This window comes from Consotaella aegiceratis (assembly GCF_036541425.1).
Lineage (GTDB): Bacteria > Pseudomonadota > Alphaproteobacteria > Rhizobiales > Rhizobiaceae > Consotaella > Consotaella aegiceratis.
In genome coordinates this window covers 34,597-50,174 of the sequence record NZ_JAZHFT010000032.1, presented here as the reverse complement: position 1 = coordinate 50,174, position 15,578 = coordinate 34,597, and the positions used below count along the sequence as shown (strand labels likewise).

At 64.9% G+C, this 15,578-nt stretch carries 14 protein-coding genes; 8 read left to right on the top strand and 6 right to left on the bottom strand.

Features of this window, described 5'->3' with window-relative positions; all coding sequences use genetic code 11:
- From SMD10_RS18825 to SMD10_RS18815, 3 genes are all read left to right on the top strand, one after another.
- A partial coding sequence (locus tag SMD10_RS18825; protein ID WP_331687276.1) for an adenylyl-sulfate kinase occupies nt 1–356 on the top strand: 356 nt, incomplete at its 5' end.
- 84 nt (nt 357–440) lie between these two features.
- A complete protein-coding gene (locus tag SMD10_RS18820; protein WP_331687275.1) occupies nt 441–1,463 on the top strand; it encodes an NAD-dependent epimerase/dehydratase family protein in 1,023 nt (340 codons plus the stop codon).
- A 62-nt stretch (nt 1,464–1,525) separates the two neighbouring features.
- Nucleotides 1,526–3,154 carry an alpha-amylase family protein gene (locus SMD10_RS18815; RefSeq protein WP_331687274.1) on the top strand — a complete coding sequence of 543 codons (1,629 nt, stop codon included), beginning with the start codon at nt 1,526–1,528 and terminating at the stop codon, nt 3,152–3,154.
- Nucleotides 3,155–3,158: 4 nt separating this feature from the next.
- Here the strand turns inward: SMD10_RS18815 and ribB are convergent, their stop codons facing one another.
- Together ribB and queF are read right to left on the bottom strand one after the other, a co-directional pair.
- Entirely contained in the window at nt 3,159–4,274 is a 1,116-nt protein-coding gene (gene ribB, locus SMD10_RS18810) for a 3,4-dihydroxy-2-butanone-4-phosphate synthase (protein WP_331687273.1), read from the bottom strand.
- A 106-nt stretch (nt 4,275–4,380) separates the two neighbouring features.
- On the bottom strand, nt 4,381–4,845 hold the full coding sequence (gene queF, locus SMD10_RS18805; RefSeq protein ID WP_331687272.1) for a preQ(1) synthase: 465 nt from the start codon (nt 4,843–4,845) through the stop codon (nt 4,381–4,383).
- Between the two features lie 232 nt (nt 4,846–5,077).
- Between queF and SMD10_RS18800 the strand changes: the two genes are divergently transcribed.
- Nucleotides 5,078–6,877 carry a putative bifunctional diguanylate cyclase/phosphodiesterase gene (locus SMD10_RS18800; RefSeq protein ID WP_331687271.1) on the top strand — a complete coding sequence of 600 codons (1,800 nt, stop codon included), beginning with the start codon at nt 5,078–5,080 and terminating at the stop codon, nt 6,875–6,877.
- A gap of 205 nt (nt 6,878–7,082) precedes the next feature.
- Nucleotides 7,083–7,247, top strand: a complete 165-nt coding sequence (locus SMD10_RS18795) for a hypothetical protein (RefSeq protein WP_331687270.1) — start codon at nt 7,083–7,085, stop codon at nt 7,245–7,247.
- A gap of 154 nt (nt 7,248–7,401) precedes the next feature.
- On the opposite strand, the gene SMD10_RS18790 is transcribed toward SMD10_RS18795, so the two are convergent.
- The 3 genes from SMD10_RS18790 to SMD10_RS18780 are packed head-to-tail and all read right to left on the bottom strand — an operon-like array spanning nt 7,402 to nt 12,054.
- Nucleotides 7,402–8,556, bottom strand: a complete 1,155-nt coding sequence (locus SMD10_RS18790) for an osmoprotectant NAGGN system M42 family peptidase (protein WP_331687269.1) — start codon at nt 8,554–8,556, stop codon at nt 7,402–7,404.
- A gap of 7 nt (nt 8,557–8,563) precedes the next feature.
- The gene (gene ngg, locus SMD10_RS18785; protein ID WP_331687268.1) at nt 8,564–10,276 is read right to left on the bottom strand and encodes an N-acetylglutaminylglutamine synthetase; all 1,713 of its coding nucleotides are present in this window, start codon (nt 10,274–10,276) and stop codon (nt 8,564–8,566) included.
- Between the two features lie 2 nt (nt 10,277–10,278).
- Nucleotides 10,279–12,054, bottom strand: coding sequence for an N-acetylglutaminylglutamine amidotransferase (locus tag SMD10_RS18780; RefSeq protein WP_331687267.1), 1,776 nt, complete (start codon nt 12,052–12,054; stop codon nt 10,279–10,281).
- 267 nt (nt 12,055–12,321) lie between these two features.
- Between SMD10_RS18780 and SMD10_RS18775 the strand changes: the two genes are divergently transcribed.
- The 3 genes from SMD10_RS18775 to SMD10_RS18765 are packed head-to-tail and all read left to right on the top strand — an operon-like array spanning nt 12,322 to nt 14,341.
- On the top strand, nt 12,322–12,819 hold the full coding sequence (locus SMD10_RS18775; RefSeq protein ID WP_331687266.1) for a MaoC family dehydratase: 498 nt from the start codon (nt 12,322–12,324) through the stop codon (nt 12,817–12,819).
- A 43-nt stretch (nt 12,820–12,862) separates the two neighbouring features.
- On the top strand, nt 12,863–13,555 hold the full coding sequence (gene gph / locus SMD10_RS18770; RefSeq protein ID WP_331687265.1) for a phosphoglycolate phosphatase: 693 nt from the start codon (nt 12,863–12,865) through the stop codon (nt 13,553–13,555).
- A 57-nt stretch (nt 13,556–13,612) separates the two neighbouring features.
- Nucleotides 13,613–14,341 (top strand): SDR family oxidoreductase, encoded by a 729-nt coding sequence (locus SMD10_RS18765; protein WP_331687264.1) that lies wholly within the window; start codon nt 13,613–13,615, stop codon nt 14,339–14,341.
- Nucleotides 14,342–14,388: 47 nt separating this feature from the next.
- Here the strand turns inward: SMD10_RS18765 and SMD10_RS18760 are convergent, their stop codons facing one another.
- Complete coding sequence (locus tag SMD10_RS18760; protein ID WP_331687263.1) at nt 14,389–15,414, bottom strand: LacI family DNA-binding transcriptional regulator; 1,026 nt, start codon at nt 15,412–15,414, stop codon at nt 14,389–14,391.
- Nucleotides 15,415–15,578: the final 164 nt, after the last annotated feature.

Below are 15,578 nucleotides of genomic sequence, written 5' to 3'. Positions count from 1 at the left end.
AGCTGATGGCCGATGCCGGGCTGATCGTGCTCTGCTCCTTCATCTCGCCGTTCCGCGCCGAACGCCAACTCGCCAGAAACCTCCTGGACCCAGGCGAGTTCATCGAAGTCTTCGTCGATACACCCCTCGAAGTGGCTGAGTACCGCGACCGGAAGGGGCTTTATCAGAGCGCCCGGCAAGGGCTGACGAAGAACTTCACGGGCATCGACAGCCCCTACGAGCGGCCAGAAAAGCCGGAGGTGCATCTCGTCGCGAATGATGCGTCGCCCGAAGAGCTTGCCGCCCAGGTGGTCGACTATCTCATCATGCATCAGTATGCTTGGGATGGTGCTCAGTTCGCCGGTTCGGGTATCTGATCCAGATCAGAGCATGGCGATTCGGGGCCGGTGACGTGGTCCCGTGCCGCACCAGAATCGTCACGGGCCGGCGGGTCGAGCCTCATGAAATTTCTTGTCACCGGCACCGCCGGCTTCATTGGCTTCCATCTCGCCAGGCGCCTGATCGAGGACGGCCATGCCGTCGTCGGCTTCGATGCTTTGACGCCCTATTACGACGTGCGGCTGAAACAGGCCCGGCACGCGATCCTGGAACGCTCCGATGCCTTCCGCGCGCATGTCGGGCGACTGGAGGACATGGCGGCACTCCAGCGGGCGGCGGACGACGCCGACCCCGACGTCGTCGTCCATCTCGCTGGGCAGGCGGGGGTACGCTATTCGCTCGAGGAGCCGCGCTCCTATGCCGATTCGAACCTGATCGGGTCCTTCAACGTCCTCGAGCTGGCGCGAGCGCTGAAGCCGAAGCATCTGCTCATGGCCTCCACCAGTTCCGTCTACGGAGCCAACGAGACGAAGCCCTTCCGCGAGATCGACAAGGCCGACGAGCCGCTGAGCCTCTACGCCGCGACCAAGAAGGCGATGGAGGCGATGGCGCACTCCTACGCCCACCTTTACGCAATTCCCACGACCTGCTTCCGTTTCTTCACCGTCTATGGCCCATGGGGCCGGCCGGACATGGCGCTGTTCAAGTTCGTCGACGCCATCGAGAAGGGGCAGCCGATCGAGGTTTATGGCAAGGGGCGGATGCGCCGCGACTTCACCTATGTCGACGATCTCGTCGAGGCGATCGTGCGCCTCGTGGACTGCGTGCCGCAACAGGGGCGGCCGGTCGAGACGGACGGCGCCGCCGATACGCTGTCGCCGATAGCCCCATGGCGCGTGGTCAATATCGGCGGCGGCGAGCCCGTCGATCTGATGGCTTTCATCGAGGCGGTCGAAGCGGCGCTCGGCAAGTCTGCCGAACACATCATGCTGCCGATGCAGCCGGGCGACGTGCCGGTCACCTACGCCGACCATCATCTGCTGGAGGCGCTCACCGGCTGCCGGCCCGCGACCGACGTCCGCTCCGGGGTGCGCCGCTTCGTCGACTGGTACCAGAGCGACTACCGCGCCATCGCGGAAAGATAAGCCCGGGTGTCGATCCGTGATCCTGGCCTATATGCCGGACGAAACGTTCAACGGACCGACCGATGCTCAACCTCTGGTACAAGAACGCCGTTATCTATTGTGTCGATGTCGACGCCTTCAAGGATTCCAACGGCGACGGCTACGGCGATTTTCGCGGCCTGACCGACAGTCTCGATCATATCCAGGCGCTTGGGGCGACCTGCATCTGGCTTTTGCCCTTCTATCCTACCCCCGACCGTGACAACGGCTACGACATCACCGACTACTACAACGTCGATCCGCGGCTGGGGACGCTTGGCGATTTCGTCGACTTCATGAATGCCGCGAACGATCGCGGCCTGCGCGTCATCGTCGACCTGGTGGTCAACCACACCTCGATCGATCATCCCTGGTTTCAGGCGAGCCGGGCCGGCGATGCCAAATACCGCGACTGGTATGTCTGGTCGAAGGACAAGCCGGAGGATGCCGAGGACGGCATCATTTTTCCAGGCGTGCAGGAGAGCACGTGGACCTACGATCAAAAGCGCCGGGAGTACTACTTCCATCGCTTCTACAAGCACCAGGCGGATCTCAACATCGCCAATCCGCAGGTGCGCGAGGAGATCGAGCGCATCATGGGCTTCTGGCTTCAGCTCGGCGTCGCGGGCTTCCGCATCGACGCGGTGCCATTCCTGATCGAAGACCTGTCAGGGCCGCGCTCGGGATGGGAGCCTTATCGCTATCTCTCGCAAATGCATAACTTTCTCGCCTGGCGGCGCGCCGAGGCGGTCATGCTGGCCGAAGCCAATATCCCCATGGATCAGGCGGATGCCTATTTCGGCGACGGCGACCGGATGAATCTGGTCTTCAACTTCCTTCTGAACCAGAAGCTGTTCCTGTCCTTCGCCCGCAAGGATGCAACGCCGGTGGCCGAGATGTTGAAAACCCTGCCGCCGATCACCGAGACCGGGCAGTGGGCCACCTTCCTGCGCAACCATGACGAAATCGACCTCGGCCGTCTCACCGACGAGGAGCAACAAGAGGCGTTCGCCGCCTTCGGACCCGAGAAGTCCATGCAGGTCTACGATCGTGGCGTGCGGCGGCGGTTGGCGCCGATGCTGGGGGGCGATCGACGCAGGATCATCCTGGCCTTCAGCCTGATGCTGGCGCTGCCGGGAACGCCGGTGATCTGGTATGGCGACGAACTGGGCATGGGCGACGATCTCGATCTGCCGGAACGTCAATCCGTGCGCACGCCGATGCAATGGTCCTCGGCGAAGGGCGGTGGCTTCACCACGGCTGCTCCCAAGGACTGTGTCCGTCCGCCTATCGCGGAAGGTCCGTATGGCTATACCCACGTCAATGCCGAGGCCCAGCGCATGGACGGCGCCTCGGTGCTGTCGACCGTGGAGCGGCTGATCAAGATACGGCGCAGCTGCCGCGAGATCGGCTGGGGCGAGTTTCAGGTGCTCGATCACGACTGCCCGAGCGTGTTGGCGCTCAGAAGCGATTGGCGCGGCGGCACCGTGGTGACGCTGCACAATCTCGCCGACCATCCGGTGACCGTCGATCTGACCGGGCATCTGCCGTCAGAGACGACGCGTCCGCTGCTCCGGCAGGATATCGACGTCGATGTCGACCGCACCGACGGCCGCTGCGTGATCAGGCTCGGTGCCTATGGCTTCGAGTGGCTGCGGCTGGACGGGGCCTGACCGGTCAGTCCTCGACCAACGTCGTGCCGGCGATCTCGATGCCGAACCCGGTGAGGCCGACATAGGATCGCTCGTGCGTCGCCACCACCGAGATCGAGCGCACGTTGAGATCGCGCAGGATCTGGGCTCCCAGGCCCACCTCGCGCCAACGACGCATGCGCGACAGGGCACTGCCGTGGGCTTCGGCGCTATGATCGCCTGGATCGCCCGACGTCGTCGAGGAGAGATCGTCGACATGCGCGGTGCGCAGCAGCACGATCACGCCCAAGCCGGCCGTACGCAGCGTGTTTGCGGCGATCTCGACCCAGCTCTTGGTTCCGTCAGTCAGGGCCAGGAGGTCGAGGGCCGGCTGCTCGCGGTGGATGCGCGTCGGCACCCGCTCGCGGCCGTCGACGTCGCCGATCACGATGGCGATGTGCTGCATCGGATCGAAAGGCGTCTCGTAGATGCGCAGCTTGGCCGCCATCCCGCCGACCGACGTGTCCTCTTCCTTGATGCAGCGGACGCAGCTTTCGCGCCGGATCCGATAGGAGATGAGGTCTTCGATCGAGATGATCTTGAGCCCGTGCTCGCGCGCGAACGGCACGAGTTCCGGCAACCGCTTCACGGTTCCGTCGTCGTTGACGATCTCGGCCAGGATCGCGACGGAGCCGAGGTCGGCGAGCTGCGCGAGATCGACGCCCGCTTCGGTATGACCGGAACGCGTCAGCACGCCGCCGGCCCGCGCGATCAGCGGAAAGACATGACCCGGCCGCAGGAAGTCGCTGGCATGGCAATTGTCGTTGGCGAGCGCCCGCGCCGTGTTGGCGCGTTCTTCGGCCGAAATGCCTGTGGTCATGCCGACCTTGTAGTCGACCGAGACCGTGAAGGCGGTCCGCATGGGATCGAGATTGTTGGCGACCATCGGCGGCAGGTTCAGCCGCTCGGCCCGTTCGGCGGCCATGGGAACGCAGATGATGCCGCTCGTATGGCGGATCATGAAGCCCATCTTCTCCGGCGTGGCCTTCGAGGCCGCCATGATCAGATCGCCTTCGTTCTCGCGATCGGTATCGTCGACCACGACGACCGGCTCACCGGCGGCGATCGCTGCGATCGCCTCTTCGATAGTGTCGAGTTCCATGGGAAGCCCCTCAAAAACTGATGGGTGCTCTAGGCGCTTTGGCTCTGCCGATCAATCGCGCTGGCGTCGGCGATCGCTGAACGCACCGTTTGCCGGTGAACGCCATTCAGCCGCGCCCGCGATAGGGTGGCACGCCGGGCTCGGGCAGATAGGCGCCTTCGGGCGGCGCACCGGTTTGCCAGAACACGTCGATCGGGATGCCGCCGCGCGGATACCAGAAGCCGGCGATCCGAAGCCACAGGGGCTTGGTCGCCTCGACCACGCGGCGTCCGATCATCAGGGTGCAATCTTCATGGAAGGCGCCATGATTGCGAAAGCTCGTCAGGAACAGCTTCAGCGACTTCGATTCCACCAGCCGTCCGTCGGGCGCATAGTCGATCACGATATGGGCGAAGTCGGGCTGTCCGGTTACCGGGCAGAGCGAGGTGAACTCCGGGCAGGTGAAGCGCACGATGGCGGCCGGTCCCTCTTTGCGCTCGAACGGCACGGTCTCGATGACGGCTTCCTCGGGCGAGGCGGCCGGGCGGCTCGCTTTGCCGAGCTGGCTCAGGCCGTTGGTTGGATCGGTCATCGCATCTCTTTCGCGCAGCTGTTTCGGCCGATGTATGGGGACGCGACGTGCGGCGCAAGCTGCATGCTGTGCGGTCGGAACGGACGCGCGCCGGACAACATCGGGCGACCCCATGGTTGCTGTTGGAAAAGATGAGGATTGCGAAGTATTCGAATATCCTGATCGATTGGGGAGAGAATAATTAACTCGCTTTTGCTCCAATAAGGCTTGCTTCCTAGTCGGTTCGGGCCTCATGCTTTCAGTCCTGCCTTCGTCTCTTGCTGAACAGGAGCGCCTCGACGCGCTTCAGTCTTACGTCTCGTCTGGGGCGTTCGAGGAGACGCAGTTCGATCACATCCTTCAGCTTGCGGCCCGAATCTTCGACCTGCCAAACGTCTATATTTCGACGGTCGGAGACACCACCCAGATATGCCATGCCCATCTGGGGCTGCCCTTCGGCGAGATGGACCGAGATTTCGCCTTCTGCAATTTCACGATCCGCAGTGACGAGGTCCTCGTCGTCGAAGATACACGCCTGGACGTGCGGTTCTCGAACAACCCGCTGGTGACGAAGGGACCGCGCATTCGCTTTTATGCCGGCTCTCCCCTGATCTCGCCGGGTGGGCACCGACTGGGCGCGCTCTGTCTCGTCGACAGGGTTCCGCGTCGCTTCAACCTCGACGAGCGGATCGTTCTGCGTCGGCTGGCTTCCTTTGTAGTCGAGCACATGGAGTTGCTGCGCCTCAATCATCAGGCCCGGCTCGATACCCTTACGGGGCTCGCCAATCGCCAGACGCTGCTCGCAAAGATGCAGGCCCGGGCGGAAAACAGTCTCGCCACGGTGCTTTTGATCGACCTCGACGGCTTCAAGGAGATCAACGACACGCTGGGCCACGGCGCGGGCGACGACGTGCTGCGGCGGGTGAGCGATCGTCTCAAATCCTTCGCCGGTCCGGACCGGACGGTCGCGCGACTCGGCGGTGACGAATTCGTCATCTTCATCGAGGGTGCCGCCGATCCGCTGGCGGCAAAGGCTCTTGCCGGCGACGTCATCGATCTCGCCCAGGCAACGATCGATCTGGATGGCCAGGCGGTTCACATCGGTGCCAGCGTCGGCATCGCGTTTGCCGGCGCAACAGATCGCAGCGCCGACCAATTGCTCGGCAATGCCGATCTGGCGCTCTATCAGGCCAAGGCCGCGGGGCGTGGCTGCGCCCGCATCTTCACCCACGACATGCGGCTGCGGGCCCAGGAGCGTGGCAACACCAGCCTCGAACTGCAGGAGGCCTGGGAATCCGGCGCCTTCGAGCTGCATTATCAGCCGCAGATCCGTTTGTCCGACGGCAAGTGGGTGGGTGCGGAAGCTCTGCTGCGCTGGCAGTCGCCGCTGCATGGTACGATCCTGCCCGGCAGTTTCCTGCCGGTTCTCGAACTCAGTCAACTGGCTCTGCCGGTCGGCGAATGGATCATCCGCACGGCTTGCCGCCAGGCTGCCAGTTGGCAGGAACTCAGCACCGGCCGCTTTCGCATGGGGGTCAATCTCTTCGCCGCGCAGTTTCGCAACCGCGACCTGGCGATCATCATCGCCAAGGCGCTCGCCGACTATCGGCTGGCGGCTTATGCGCTCGAACTGGAGATCACCGAGAACATCATCCTGCAGCGCGAGCAGACCATCAAGGAACAGCTGGAAGATCTGCGGTCCATGGGCGTTGGCGTGGCCTTCGACGATTTCGGCACGGGTTACGCATCCCTCGCCATGCTGAAGGACTATCCCGTCAGCCGCCTCAAGATCGACCGGTCCTTCATCCGCAATCTGGCGTCGAACCGGCAGGACCAGGTGATCGTCGAGGCGATCACGGAACTGGCCAGGGGGCTCGGTCTGGAAGTCATCGCCGAGGGAATCGAGGAGATTCCGCAGGCCGAGATCATGCAGGGATATTTCTGCCAGGAGGGGCAGGGCTACCTGTTCGGCCGTCCGATGCCGGCGAAGGACTTCGAGCGGCGCTGGCTGGAGAACTGTTCCGGCTTTGCCGGCCGGTCCTTGGCGGGATAGACGATCCGGCCGCTGTCGTACGTCGTGCGACCAGCAAGAGGATAGGGCGACCGCCGACCTCGTGCCGACCCGGCAGATGGTTACCGTCGTCTTGCCGTCCTGGCTGCAAACCCCGGCTTTTGATGCAAAGCTTCATTGCAAGGATTGGGACTGGTGCGTTTGGCCGCCATCGCCCAGATTCGGGGCAACATCAGGAGTTGCCCAAATGATCAAGAATTTTCGCACTATCGCCCGTCGCCTGGGCGGCCCCGAGGCCAACCATCGCGGCCAAGCCGTCGACGGTTCGCTCTCGGTGCAGGAAGCCGACCGCCGCAAGGCGGAAAGAGAGCGGCTGCGTCAGCCCAATCCCGGATATTTCGTCGGGCTTTGAGGCTCTTGGACGGAACACCGCGAGCCTTCCGGCGCCATCCGGGGCAAAGAGCGGCCGACCGCGACCTTCCGTTGCCGGGGGAGCCCAAAACCAATGAACCGCCGGTTCTGGTCTCGAACTCCGGGGCTCGCTGGCGTTCAGACGACCGGCCCCGCTATTCGGCCGGCTCCGAATCCTCCCCTAGATCCTGCTGCGCCTCTGCGGTCGGCTGCCGGGTGAAGCCCTTGAGGCCGCCATGCAGGTTGCGATCGCGCTCGATCTCCACCGGCGAGGTGGCGTAGGCCGTCACCAGTTCGGCCAGCGAGCGTAGCGCATGGACATGGATGCGCTCCCAGCCGTGGCTTGCGTCCACACCGAAGGTGATCAGCGCCGTGCGCACGTCGTGCCCAGCCTCGATGGCCGAGGCCGAGTCGGAGCGGTAATAGCGGAAGACGTCCTTCTGATAGCGGATGTCTTCCTCGCGGCAGAGCCGCGCCAGCTTCTTCGTCAAATGATAGTCGAACGGTCCGGTCTGATCGGCCATGGCGATGGTGACGCCGAACTCCGACGAGTTCTGCCCCGGCGCCGAGGTGCCGTTGTCCACCGCCACCATGGAGGCGATGTCGTGGGTCAGGATCGACGCCGCGCCGACGCCCACCTCTTCCGCAATGGTGAAGAGCCAATGGATGTCGACCGGCGTCCGGGTATGCTCGCGTTCCATGGCCTCGATGGCGGCGAGCATGACGGCCACGCCGCCCTTGTTGTCGAGATGCCGCGACACGATGAAGCCGTTGTCGAGAAACTCCGGCTGGGGATCGATGGCGACGATGTCGCCGATTTCGATGCCGAGCTTGGTGAGCTCCGTCTTGTCGCGGGCGAGCGCGTCCACCCTGAGCTCGGCATAGTCCCAGCCGATCGGCGCCGTATCGATGTCGTGGTTGAAGGTGTGGCCCGAGGCCTTGAGCGGCAGAATGGTGCCTCGGTAGGCTCCAGTTTCCGAAAAGATCGTCGCCCGCGCCCCTTCCGCAAAGCGGGCTGACCAGGTGCCGATCGGCACCAGCTCCAGCCGACCATTGGCCTTCAGCGACTTCACCTGGGCGCCGAGCGTGTCGAGATGGCTGACGATCGCCCGCGCCGAGGCGCGGCGGCTGCCCTGGCGCACGGCGCGAATGGCGCCGCGCCGCGTCAGCTCGACCGTCAGGCCGAGCCGTTCCAGCTCGCGCGAGACGTGGCGCACGATGGTGTCGGTATAGCCCGTGGGGCTGGGTGTGTTGAGCAGCGCCTTGAGCTGATCGACAAGGTAGCGGGTATCGATGGCAAGCCGCGGCACGTCGTTGTTATCCTTTCAGGCGATTCCGTTGCGCGGTGCGCACAGAAGACGGAATCGACAGCGGAAACAAGAGGTCGATGAAGCGCTCGGCCGTCGGTTGCGGTTCGTGGTTGGCAAGGCCCGCCCGTTCGTTGGCCTCGACGAACACATAGTCCGGTTCGCGCGGCGACTTGATCATGAAGTCGATGCCGCAGACGGGAATATCGATCGCCCGCGCGGCGGCGATCGCAGCTTCCACCAGGCGAGGGTGCACTTCGCCCGTCACGTCGTGGATGGTGCCTCCGGTGTGCAGATTGGCCGCTCGCCGGACCTTGATGGTCTCGCCCTCGGGCAGGACGTCGTCCATCGCGTATCCCGCATCCTGGACGCAGCGTTCGGTCTCGCCGTCGATCGGCACGCGGCTTTCGCCTCCCGTCGCGGCGGCACGGCGGCGCGACAGATGCTCGATCAGGTCGCGCACCGAGTGCTTGCCGTCGCCCGTGATCGTCGGAGGTCTTCGCATGGCGGCCGCCACCAGACGGAAATCGATGACGATGAGCCGCAAATCGTCGCCCTCGAACATCGCCTCGATGAGCACCCGGTTGGATTGCTGGCGTGCCACGGCGATGGCGCGTTTGGCATCCTCCACCGTACGGATGCCCACGGCGACGCCGCGGCCCTGCTCGCCGCGCGCCGGTTTGACGACGACGGCACCGTGCTTTTCGATGAAGGCGGCGATCGCGTTGTCGTCGTCGCCGGCCTCCATCTGCTCGGGCACGACCACGCCCGCGGCCTGGACCACACGCCGCGTCACCGCCTTGTCGTCGCAGATCGAGACCGCGACACCGGAGGTCAGCTCCGACAGGCTCTCGCGACAATGGATGGAGCGGCCGCCGTAGGTGAGGCGGAAGAAGCCGCCGGCGGCATCCGTGATCTCGGCGTGAATGCCGCGTCGCAGCGCCTCGTCGACGATGATGCGCGCATAGGGGTTGAGCGCGTCGAAGTCTTCCGCCAGGCCGGTGAACAGCTTCTCGTTGATCTCGTTCTTACGCTTGACGGCGAAGACCTGGATGCGTTCGAAGCCGAGCTTCTCGTAGAGCGCGATGGCGTATTCGTTGTCGTGCATCACCGACAGGTCCATGAAGGCGGCACCGGCTTCCTTGAAATGGCGGGCGAGCGCCTGGACCAGCGCGCGACCGATGCCCGGATGGGCCGCCTGGGGGTCGACGGCCAGACACCACAGCGAGGAGCCGCGCTCGGGATCGCCGAAGGCCTCGCGATGGTCGACGCCGGTCACCGTGCCGACGATCGCACCGGTGGTGTCGTCCACCGCCACCAGATGGATCAGCGACTTGCTGCCGCGGTGACGCCAGAAGAACGCCGGATCCACCTGGATCATGTGGCGGCTTTGATAGATGCGGTTCACCTGCTCGGCATCGACCTCCGAATCGAGCCGGCGCGTGGTGAAGCCGAGCGGACTGTCCTCCGGCGGCCGATACCCGGCGAGGTCGAGCCGAAAGGTGTGCGAGGGGTCGAGGAACAGCTCCTGCGGCGCATGACTGAGCACCACATGGGGGTCCTGCACGTAGAAGGCGATGTCCCGGCTCTCCGGCGCCTCCTTGCGCAGGAGGTCGACCAGTTCCGCCGGATCGTCGAAGGTCTGGCCGAAGATCAGCTTGCCCCAGCCGCAATCGATGACCGCGTCGGCGCGGCCGGTCTGCTTGTCATCGTGCTCGGTCATGTTCAAAGACCCTGCTGTTGCAGCCACAGTTCAAGAAGCGACACCTGCCAGAGTTCCGATCCGCGCAACGGCGTGATGTGCGCCGCCGGATCGGCGAACAGCGCATCGAGATAGCTCTGCTGGAAGAGCCCGCGGGAGCGCGCCGCTTCCGAGCCCAGCGCATCGCGCACCATGTCGAGCGTCTCGCCGGACAGGTATTTGAGCTGCGGCACCGGAAAATAGCCCTTCTTGCGGTCGATCACCTCGGAGGGGATGACCTGGCGGGCGACCTCCTTGAGCACGCCCTTGCCATCCTGTTTCAGCTTTTCCTCGGCCGGGACACGGGCGGCGACCTCCACCAGTTCGTGGTCAAGGAACGGTACGCGCGCCTCCAGGCCCCAGGCCATGGTCATGTTGTCGACGCGCTTGACGGGATCGTCGACGAGCATGACATGGGCGTCGATCCTGAGCGCCTTGTCGACCGGGTTCTCCGCTCCCGGCAGGGCGAAATGATCGGCGACGAAGTCGCGGCTGGCATCGTGATCGGCCATCCAGTCGGGCGAAAGCTGGCTTTTCAGCGTCTCATGGCTGCGGTCGAAGAAGGCCTTCGAATAGGCGCCGAGCGGATCGTTGGCGCCGCGCATCGGCGGATACCAGTGATAGCCGCCGAACACCTCGTCGGCGCCCTGTCCGGACTGCACCACCTTGATATGCTTGGAGACCTCGCGCGACAGCAGGTAGAAGCCGATATTGTCGTAGGAGACCATCGGCTCGGACATCGCCGCGATCGCGCCGGGCAGATGCTCCATCAACTCGGCGCCCGGCACGAAGATCTTGTGGTGCTCGGTGCCGTAGTGCTTGGCGATCAGATCGGAATAGACGAATTCGTTGCCGACCTCGCCATTGGCGTCCTCGAAGCCGATCGAGAAGGTGTTGAGGTCCTTCTGGCCCATCTCGGCCAGCAGCCCGACGATCACCGAGGAGTCGACGCCGCCCGACAGAAGCACGCCGACCGGCACGTCGGCCACCATGCGGCGTTTCACCGCGGTCTTGAGCGCGTCCATGACGAGATCGCGCCAATCCTCGCTGGAACGGGCCTCGTCGCCCGGCTGCAATCCGAACACCGGCGCCCAGAACACCTCGTCGACAAAGCGGCCGTCGGCCTCGATCGTGCGCACTGTCGCCGGCGGCAACTTGCGCACGCCTTTGACGATGGTGAGCGGCGGCGGCACCACGGCGTGAAACGTCATGTAGTGGTGCAGCGCCTCGCGATCGATCGTGGTGTCGACGTCGTTCGTCCTCAGGATCGCCTGCAGCGAGGAGCCGAAATAAAGACGTTTGTCGTCCTGGCTGAGATAGAGCGGCTTGATGCCGAAGCGGTCGCGCGCCAGCGTCACGCGGCCGCTGTCACGCTCGACGATGGCGAAGGCGAACATGCCGTGAAAGCGCTTGACGCAGTCTTTGCCCCAGGCGTGAAAGGCCTTGAGGATCACCTCGGTGTCGCCGTTGGAGAAGAAGCTGTAGCCGAGGCCCTGCAGTTCCGCCTTCAGCTCCGGATAGTTGTAGATGCAGCCGTTGAAGACGATGGTAAGGCCCAGTCCCGGGTCGACCATCGGCTGTTCGGCCTTTTCCGACAGGTCGATGATCTTCAGCCGGCGGTGACCCAGCCCGAAGCGGCCGCGTACGATCTGTCCGCCTCCATCCGGTCCTCGCCGCTCCAGGCAGGCCGCCATGCGAGACAGCGTTTCGGGTGAAGCGGGCCGGTTGTCGAACCGGATCTCGCCGCAGATTCCGCACATAGATGGGCGCTCCTTTTCTCAATGGATGCGTCGTTGCGAACGTGGACACGTGCCACGCCGAGGGTATCGAGGTCCTTCGTCTTGGTGGGCTCGGCGACGCAAATCCGTAAAGACGGGTTTGCGCGGAACCCGCTTGGCGCATATAGGCCCTTGATCGCAGCCGTTAACCGGCTAGGAGAGTTCGTCGACTGAAACGATCAAATCAGGTCCGGCCCGCAGGAACAAGCGGGCAGGGCGAGACGACCGGAAAGAGACGGAACGAAATTGATGTCCGACACCGCCGAGGCGCTGCGCGCAAGGCTCGTGCCGATCGACGACTATCGCGCCCATCTCAATGGCGAGGAGTTCGTCTCGAACTGGCTCACGGTCGATCAGACGATGATCGATCGGTTCGCCGATGCCACGCACGACCATCAGTTCATCCATGTCGATCCCGCGCGTGCCAAGGCGGAAACGCCGTTCGGCGGCACTATCGCGCATGGCTTCCTGACATTGTCGCTGTTGTCGGCGTTGGCCTACGACGTGCTGCCGGCGGTCGAGCATACCCGGATGGGCGTCAATTACGGCTTCGAGAGCGTGCGCTTCATCACGCCGGTGAAGAGCGGAGCGCGCGTGCGCGGCCGGTTTCGGCTGGTTGGGCTGACGGAGCGGGCGGTGAGCGTCCAGTCGGCCTGGGAGGCGGCGGTCGAGGTGGAGGGCGCGGCCAAGCCGGCGCTCACGGCCCACTGGATCACCCTGGCCATGCTGGAGCCGCCAACGGCATGACGGTCGTTCGAGGCCAGGCGGAAGACATCGGAAAGGAAACTCGATGGTGAATGGCGATTGGCCCCAGGCGGTGCTTTTCGATCTCGACGGAACGCTGGTGGATTCGGCCGGCGACCTGCACGAAGCGCTGAACGAGACACTGGCCAGCTACGGAGAGCCGCCGTTCACCTACGAAGCCGTCACCCGGATGATCGGCGCCGGCGTGCCCAAGCTGATCGAGCGGGCCTATACGGCGCTCGGCAAGGAACTCGATCCGGCGAGCCGCGACAAGGTGGTCAAGCGCTTTCTGGCGATCTACGGGCCGCGTGCCACCAAGCTGACGACGCTGAACCCCGGCGCCGCCGAAGCCGTTCACGCGCTGGCGCAGAGCGGCGTGAGGCTCGGTGTCGTCACCAACAAGAACCAGGCGGAGACGGAAGTCATCCTCGCCCATTTCGGCATCGCCAAGCTGATCGAACTCGTCGTGGGCGGCGATGCGGGGCCGCCGAAGAAGCCGCATCCGGGCCTGATCCTGTTCGCCTGCGAGAGGCTGGGGATCGACACGGACGCGGCGGTCTTCGTCGGCGACGGCGAAAACGACGCCGCAGCCGCCCAGGCAGCGAACATGACCACCATCATCGTGCGCGGCGGCTATGGGGCGGTCAGCGTCGACGATCTTGGGGTGGATCGGGTGATCGACCGGCTCGACCACCTGCCGGCCACCTTGGCCGAGCTGAAGGGGGCGCGAGCCGGTTGACGGCGATGTCCAGCTCGACGCTGGGCTTTCGGTTTTGAAACGGTGAGGGAGGAAACAATGGCAGAGGAATTGAAGGGCAAGGTCGCGGTGGTCACGGGCGCGGCCTCGGGCATCGGACAGGCGAGCGCCGAGGCGATGATGGCCGCCGGCGCGCAGGTCGTCCTGGCCGATCGCGACGAAGCGCGGCTGAAGGAACTCGTCGCCACCTATGGCGAGGCGGCCGTTCCCATGGCTGTCGACCTTCTCGATCCCGCGGGATGCGCCGCCCTGGTGCCGCGGATTCTGGAGACGACCGGCCGGATCGACATCCTCCACGCCAATGCCGGCACCTATATCGGCGGCGACCTGGTCGATGCGGAGCTCGACGACATCGACCGCATGCTGAACCTGAACGTCAATGTGGTGATGAAGAACGTCCGTTCCGTGCTGCCGCACATGATCGAGCGGCGGACGGGCGACATCGTCGTGACCAGCTCGCTGGCCGGACACTATCCGACCCCCTGGGAGCCGGTCTATTCGGCTTCCAAATGGGCGATGCACAGCTTCGTCCAGATCACGCGCCGCCAGGTCTTCAAGCACGGCATCCGCGTCGGCTCGGTTTCGCCGGGACCGGTCGCCAGCGCGCTCCTGGCCGACTGGCCGCAGGATCGCCTGCAACGAGCGAAGGACGAGGGCGCGCTGATGGAGCCTTCCGACATCGCCGACGCCATCATGTTCATGCTGACCCGGGCGCGCACCATCACCATCCGCGATGTCGTGATCATGCCGAGCAACTTCGACCTTTAACGGCCGGCCCAGCTCGCTCCTCGCGAGCCCTATGGCGGCGGGGCGGTCTACCGCATTCCGTTGGAACGGCGATCCGCCCCGCATGACTCCCGCACGACCAGCCGGCAAGGCATGGTGCGTACGCCGGGCGCGATGGGCTTGCCGCCGATCAGGTCCAGAAGCGCGAGCCCGGCCTGCCGGCCGAGGGGGTCCAGGTCCATGTCGATCGTCGACAAGGGCGGCCGGGTCGCGGCCGAAAAGATCTCCCAATTGTCGAACCCGACCACGGCGACGTCACCCGGCACGCCAAGGCCCTGCGCCGTCAGGCCGTCGATCAGTCCGCGGGCTATCTGGTCGTTGCCGCAGAAGACGGCGTCCGGCCTGTCAGCCTGCCACGGCGGGTCGGCGAACAGAATCCTGGCCGCCTCGTAGCCCCAGGCCTCCGTCCAACTGCCGAACAGCGCATGAGAGAACGGCTGGGCGCCGGCCTCGATCAAGGTCTTCTGCCAGCTTTCGGCGCGCAGCCGCGCCGCGAGAAAGTCCTGCCGCCCCGTCACGTGGGCGATGCGTCGCCGGCCGAGAGCGAGCAGATGCTCCGTTGCCAGTTGCGCGCCCTGGCGGTCGTCGGGCACAAAGCCGATGTCTCCGTCCGGACACTGCGACATGACGTGAATGATCGGTAGGCCGCTGCGATGGAGATCGACGGGCAGCGTGCCGTCGATCCGCTTGCCGGCCGCGATCAGACCGTCGACGCACTTCTCCTGCATCGCCTCGAGATGGAGGCGGCCCCGTTCGGCATCGTCGTCGACCGCGCAAAGGAATACCGAAACTCCCTTGTCCACCAGAGCCTTGGAAAGACCGCCGGCGACGGGCAGGGTGAAACGGCCGTAGGTGTCGGTGGTGAGCAGTCCCACGGTCAGGCTGCGCTGCGTCAACAGGGCGCGCGCCATCGCATTCGGCCGGAACCCGAGCCGCTGCGCGACTTCGCGAACCCGCTCGCGTGTCTGCGGCATCATTTGACCCCGTCCGTTCAAGGCCTTCGACGCCGTGGCGATGCTGACACTTGCCTCTTCAGCCACCATGCGGATCGTCACGCGCGATCCGGGGGCGGCGAACGCGCGCGGCGATCTCGTTCCGCTATCGGGGTGGTCGGCGGGTGGGTCCATGGTCAATGGCGGGCTCGTCCGGTTGGCTGTCTGTCGATCGTCGGGTGCTCGATACTAAGCTCACAAGCGCCGGAACCCAGCACGGGCGAAAG

Coding starts and splice junctions, on each gene's coding strand:
- SMD10_RS18820 (WP_331687275.1), top strand. CDS start 441: ATGAAATTTCTTGTCACCGGCACCGCCGGCTTCATTGGCTTCCATCTC.
- SMD10_RS18815 (WP_331687274.1), top strand. CDS start 1,526: ATGCTCAACCTCTGGTACAAGAACGCCGTTATCTATTGTGTCGATGTC.
- ribB (WP_331687273.1), bottom strand. CDS start 4,274: ATGGAACTCGACACTATCGAAGAGGCGATCGCAGCGATCGCCGCCGGT.
- queF (WP_331687272.1), bottom strand. CDS start 4,845: ATGACCGATCCAACCAACGGCCTGAGCCAGCTCGGCAAAGCGAGCCGC.
- SMD10_RS18800 (WP_331687271.1), top strand. CDS start 5,078: ATGCTTTCAGTCCTGCCTTCGTCTCTTGCTGAACAGGAGCGCCTCGAC.
- SMD10_RS18795 (WP_331687270.1), top strand. CDS start 7,083: ATGATCAAGAATTTTCGCACTATCGCCCGTCGCCTGGGCGGCCCCGAG.
- ngg (WP_331687268.1), bottom strand. CDS start 10,276: ATGACCGAGCACGATGACAAGCAGACCGGCCGCGCCGACGCGGTCATC.
- SMD10_RS18780 (WP_331687267.1), bottom strand. CDS start 12,054: ATGTGCGGAATCTGCGGCGAGATCCGGTTCGACAACCGGCCCGCTTCA.
- SMD10_RS18775 (WP_331687266.1), top strand. CDS start 12,322: ATGTCCGACACCGCCGAGGCGCTGCGCGCAAGGCTCGTGCCGATCGAC.
- gph (WP_331687265.1), top strand. CDS start 12,863: ATGGTGAATGGCGATTGGCCCCAGGCGGTGCTTTTCGATCTCGACGGA.
- SMD10_RS18765 (WP_331687264.1), top strand. CDS start 13,613: ATGGCAGAGGAATTGAAGGGCAAGGTCGCGGTGGTCACGGGCGCGGCC.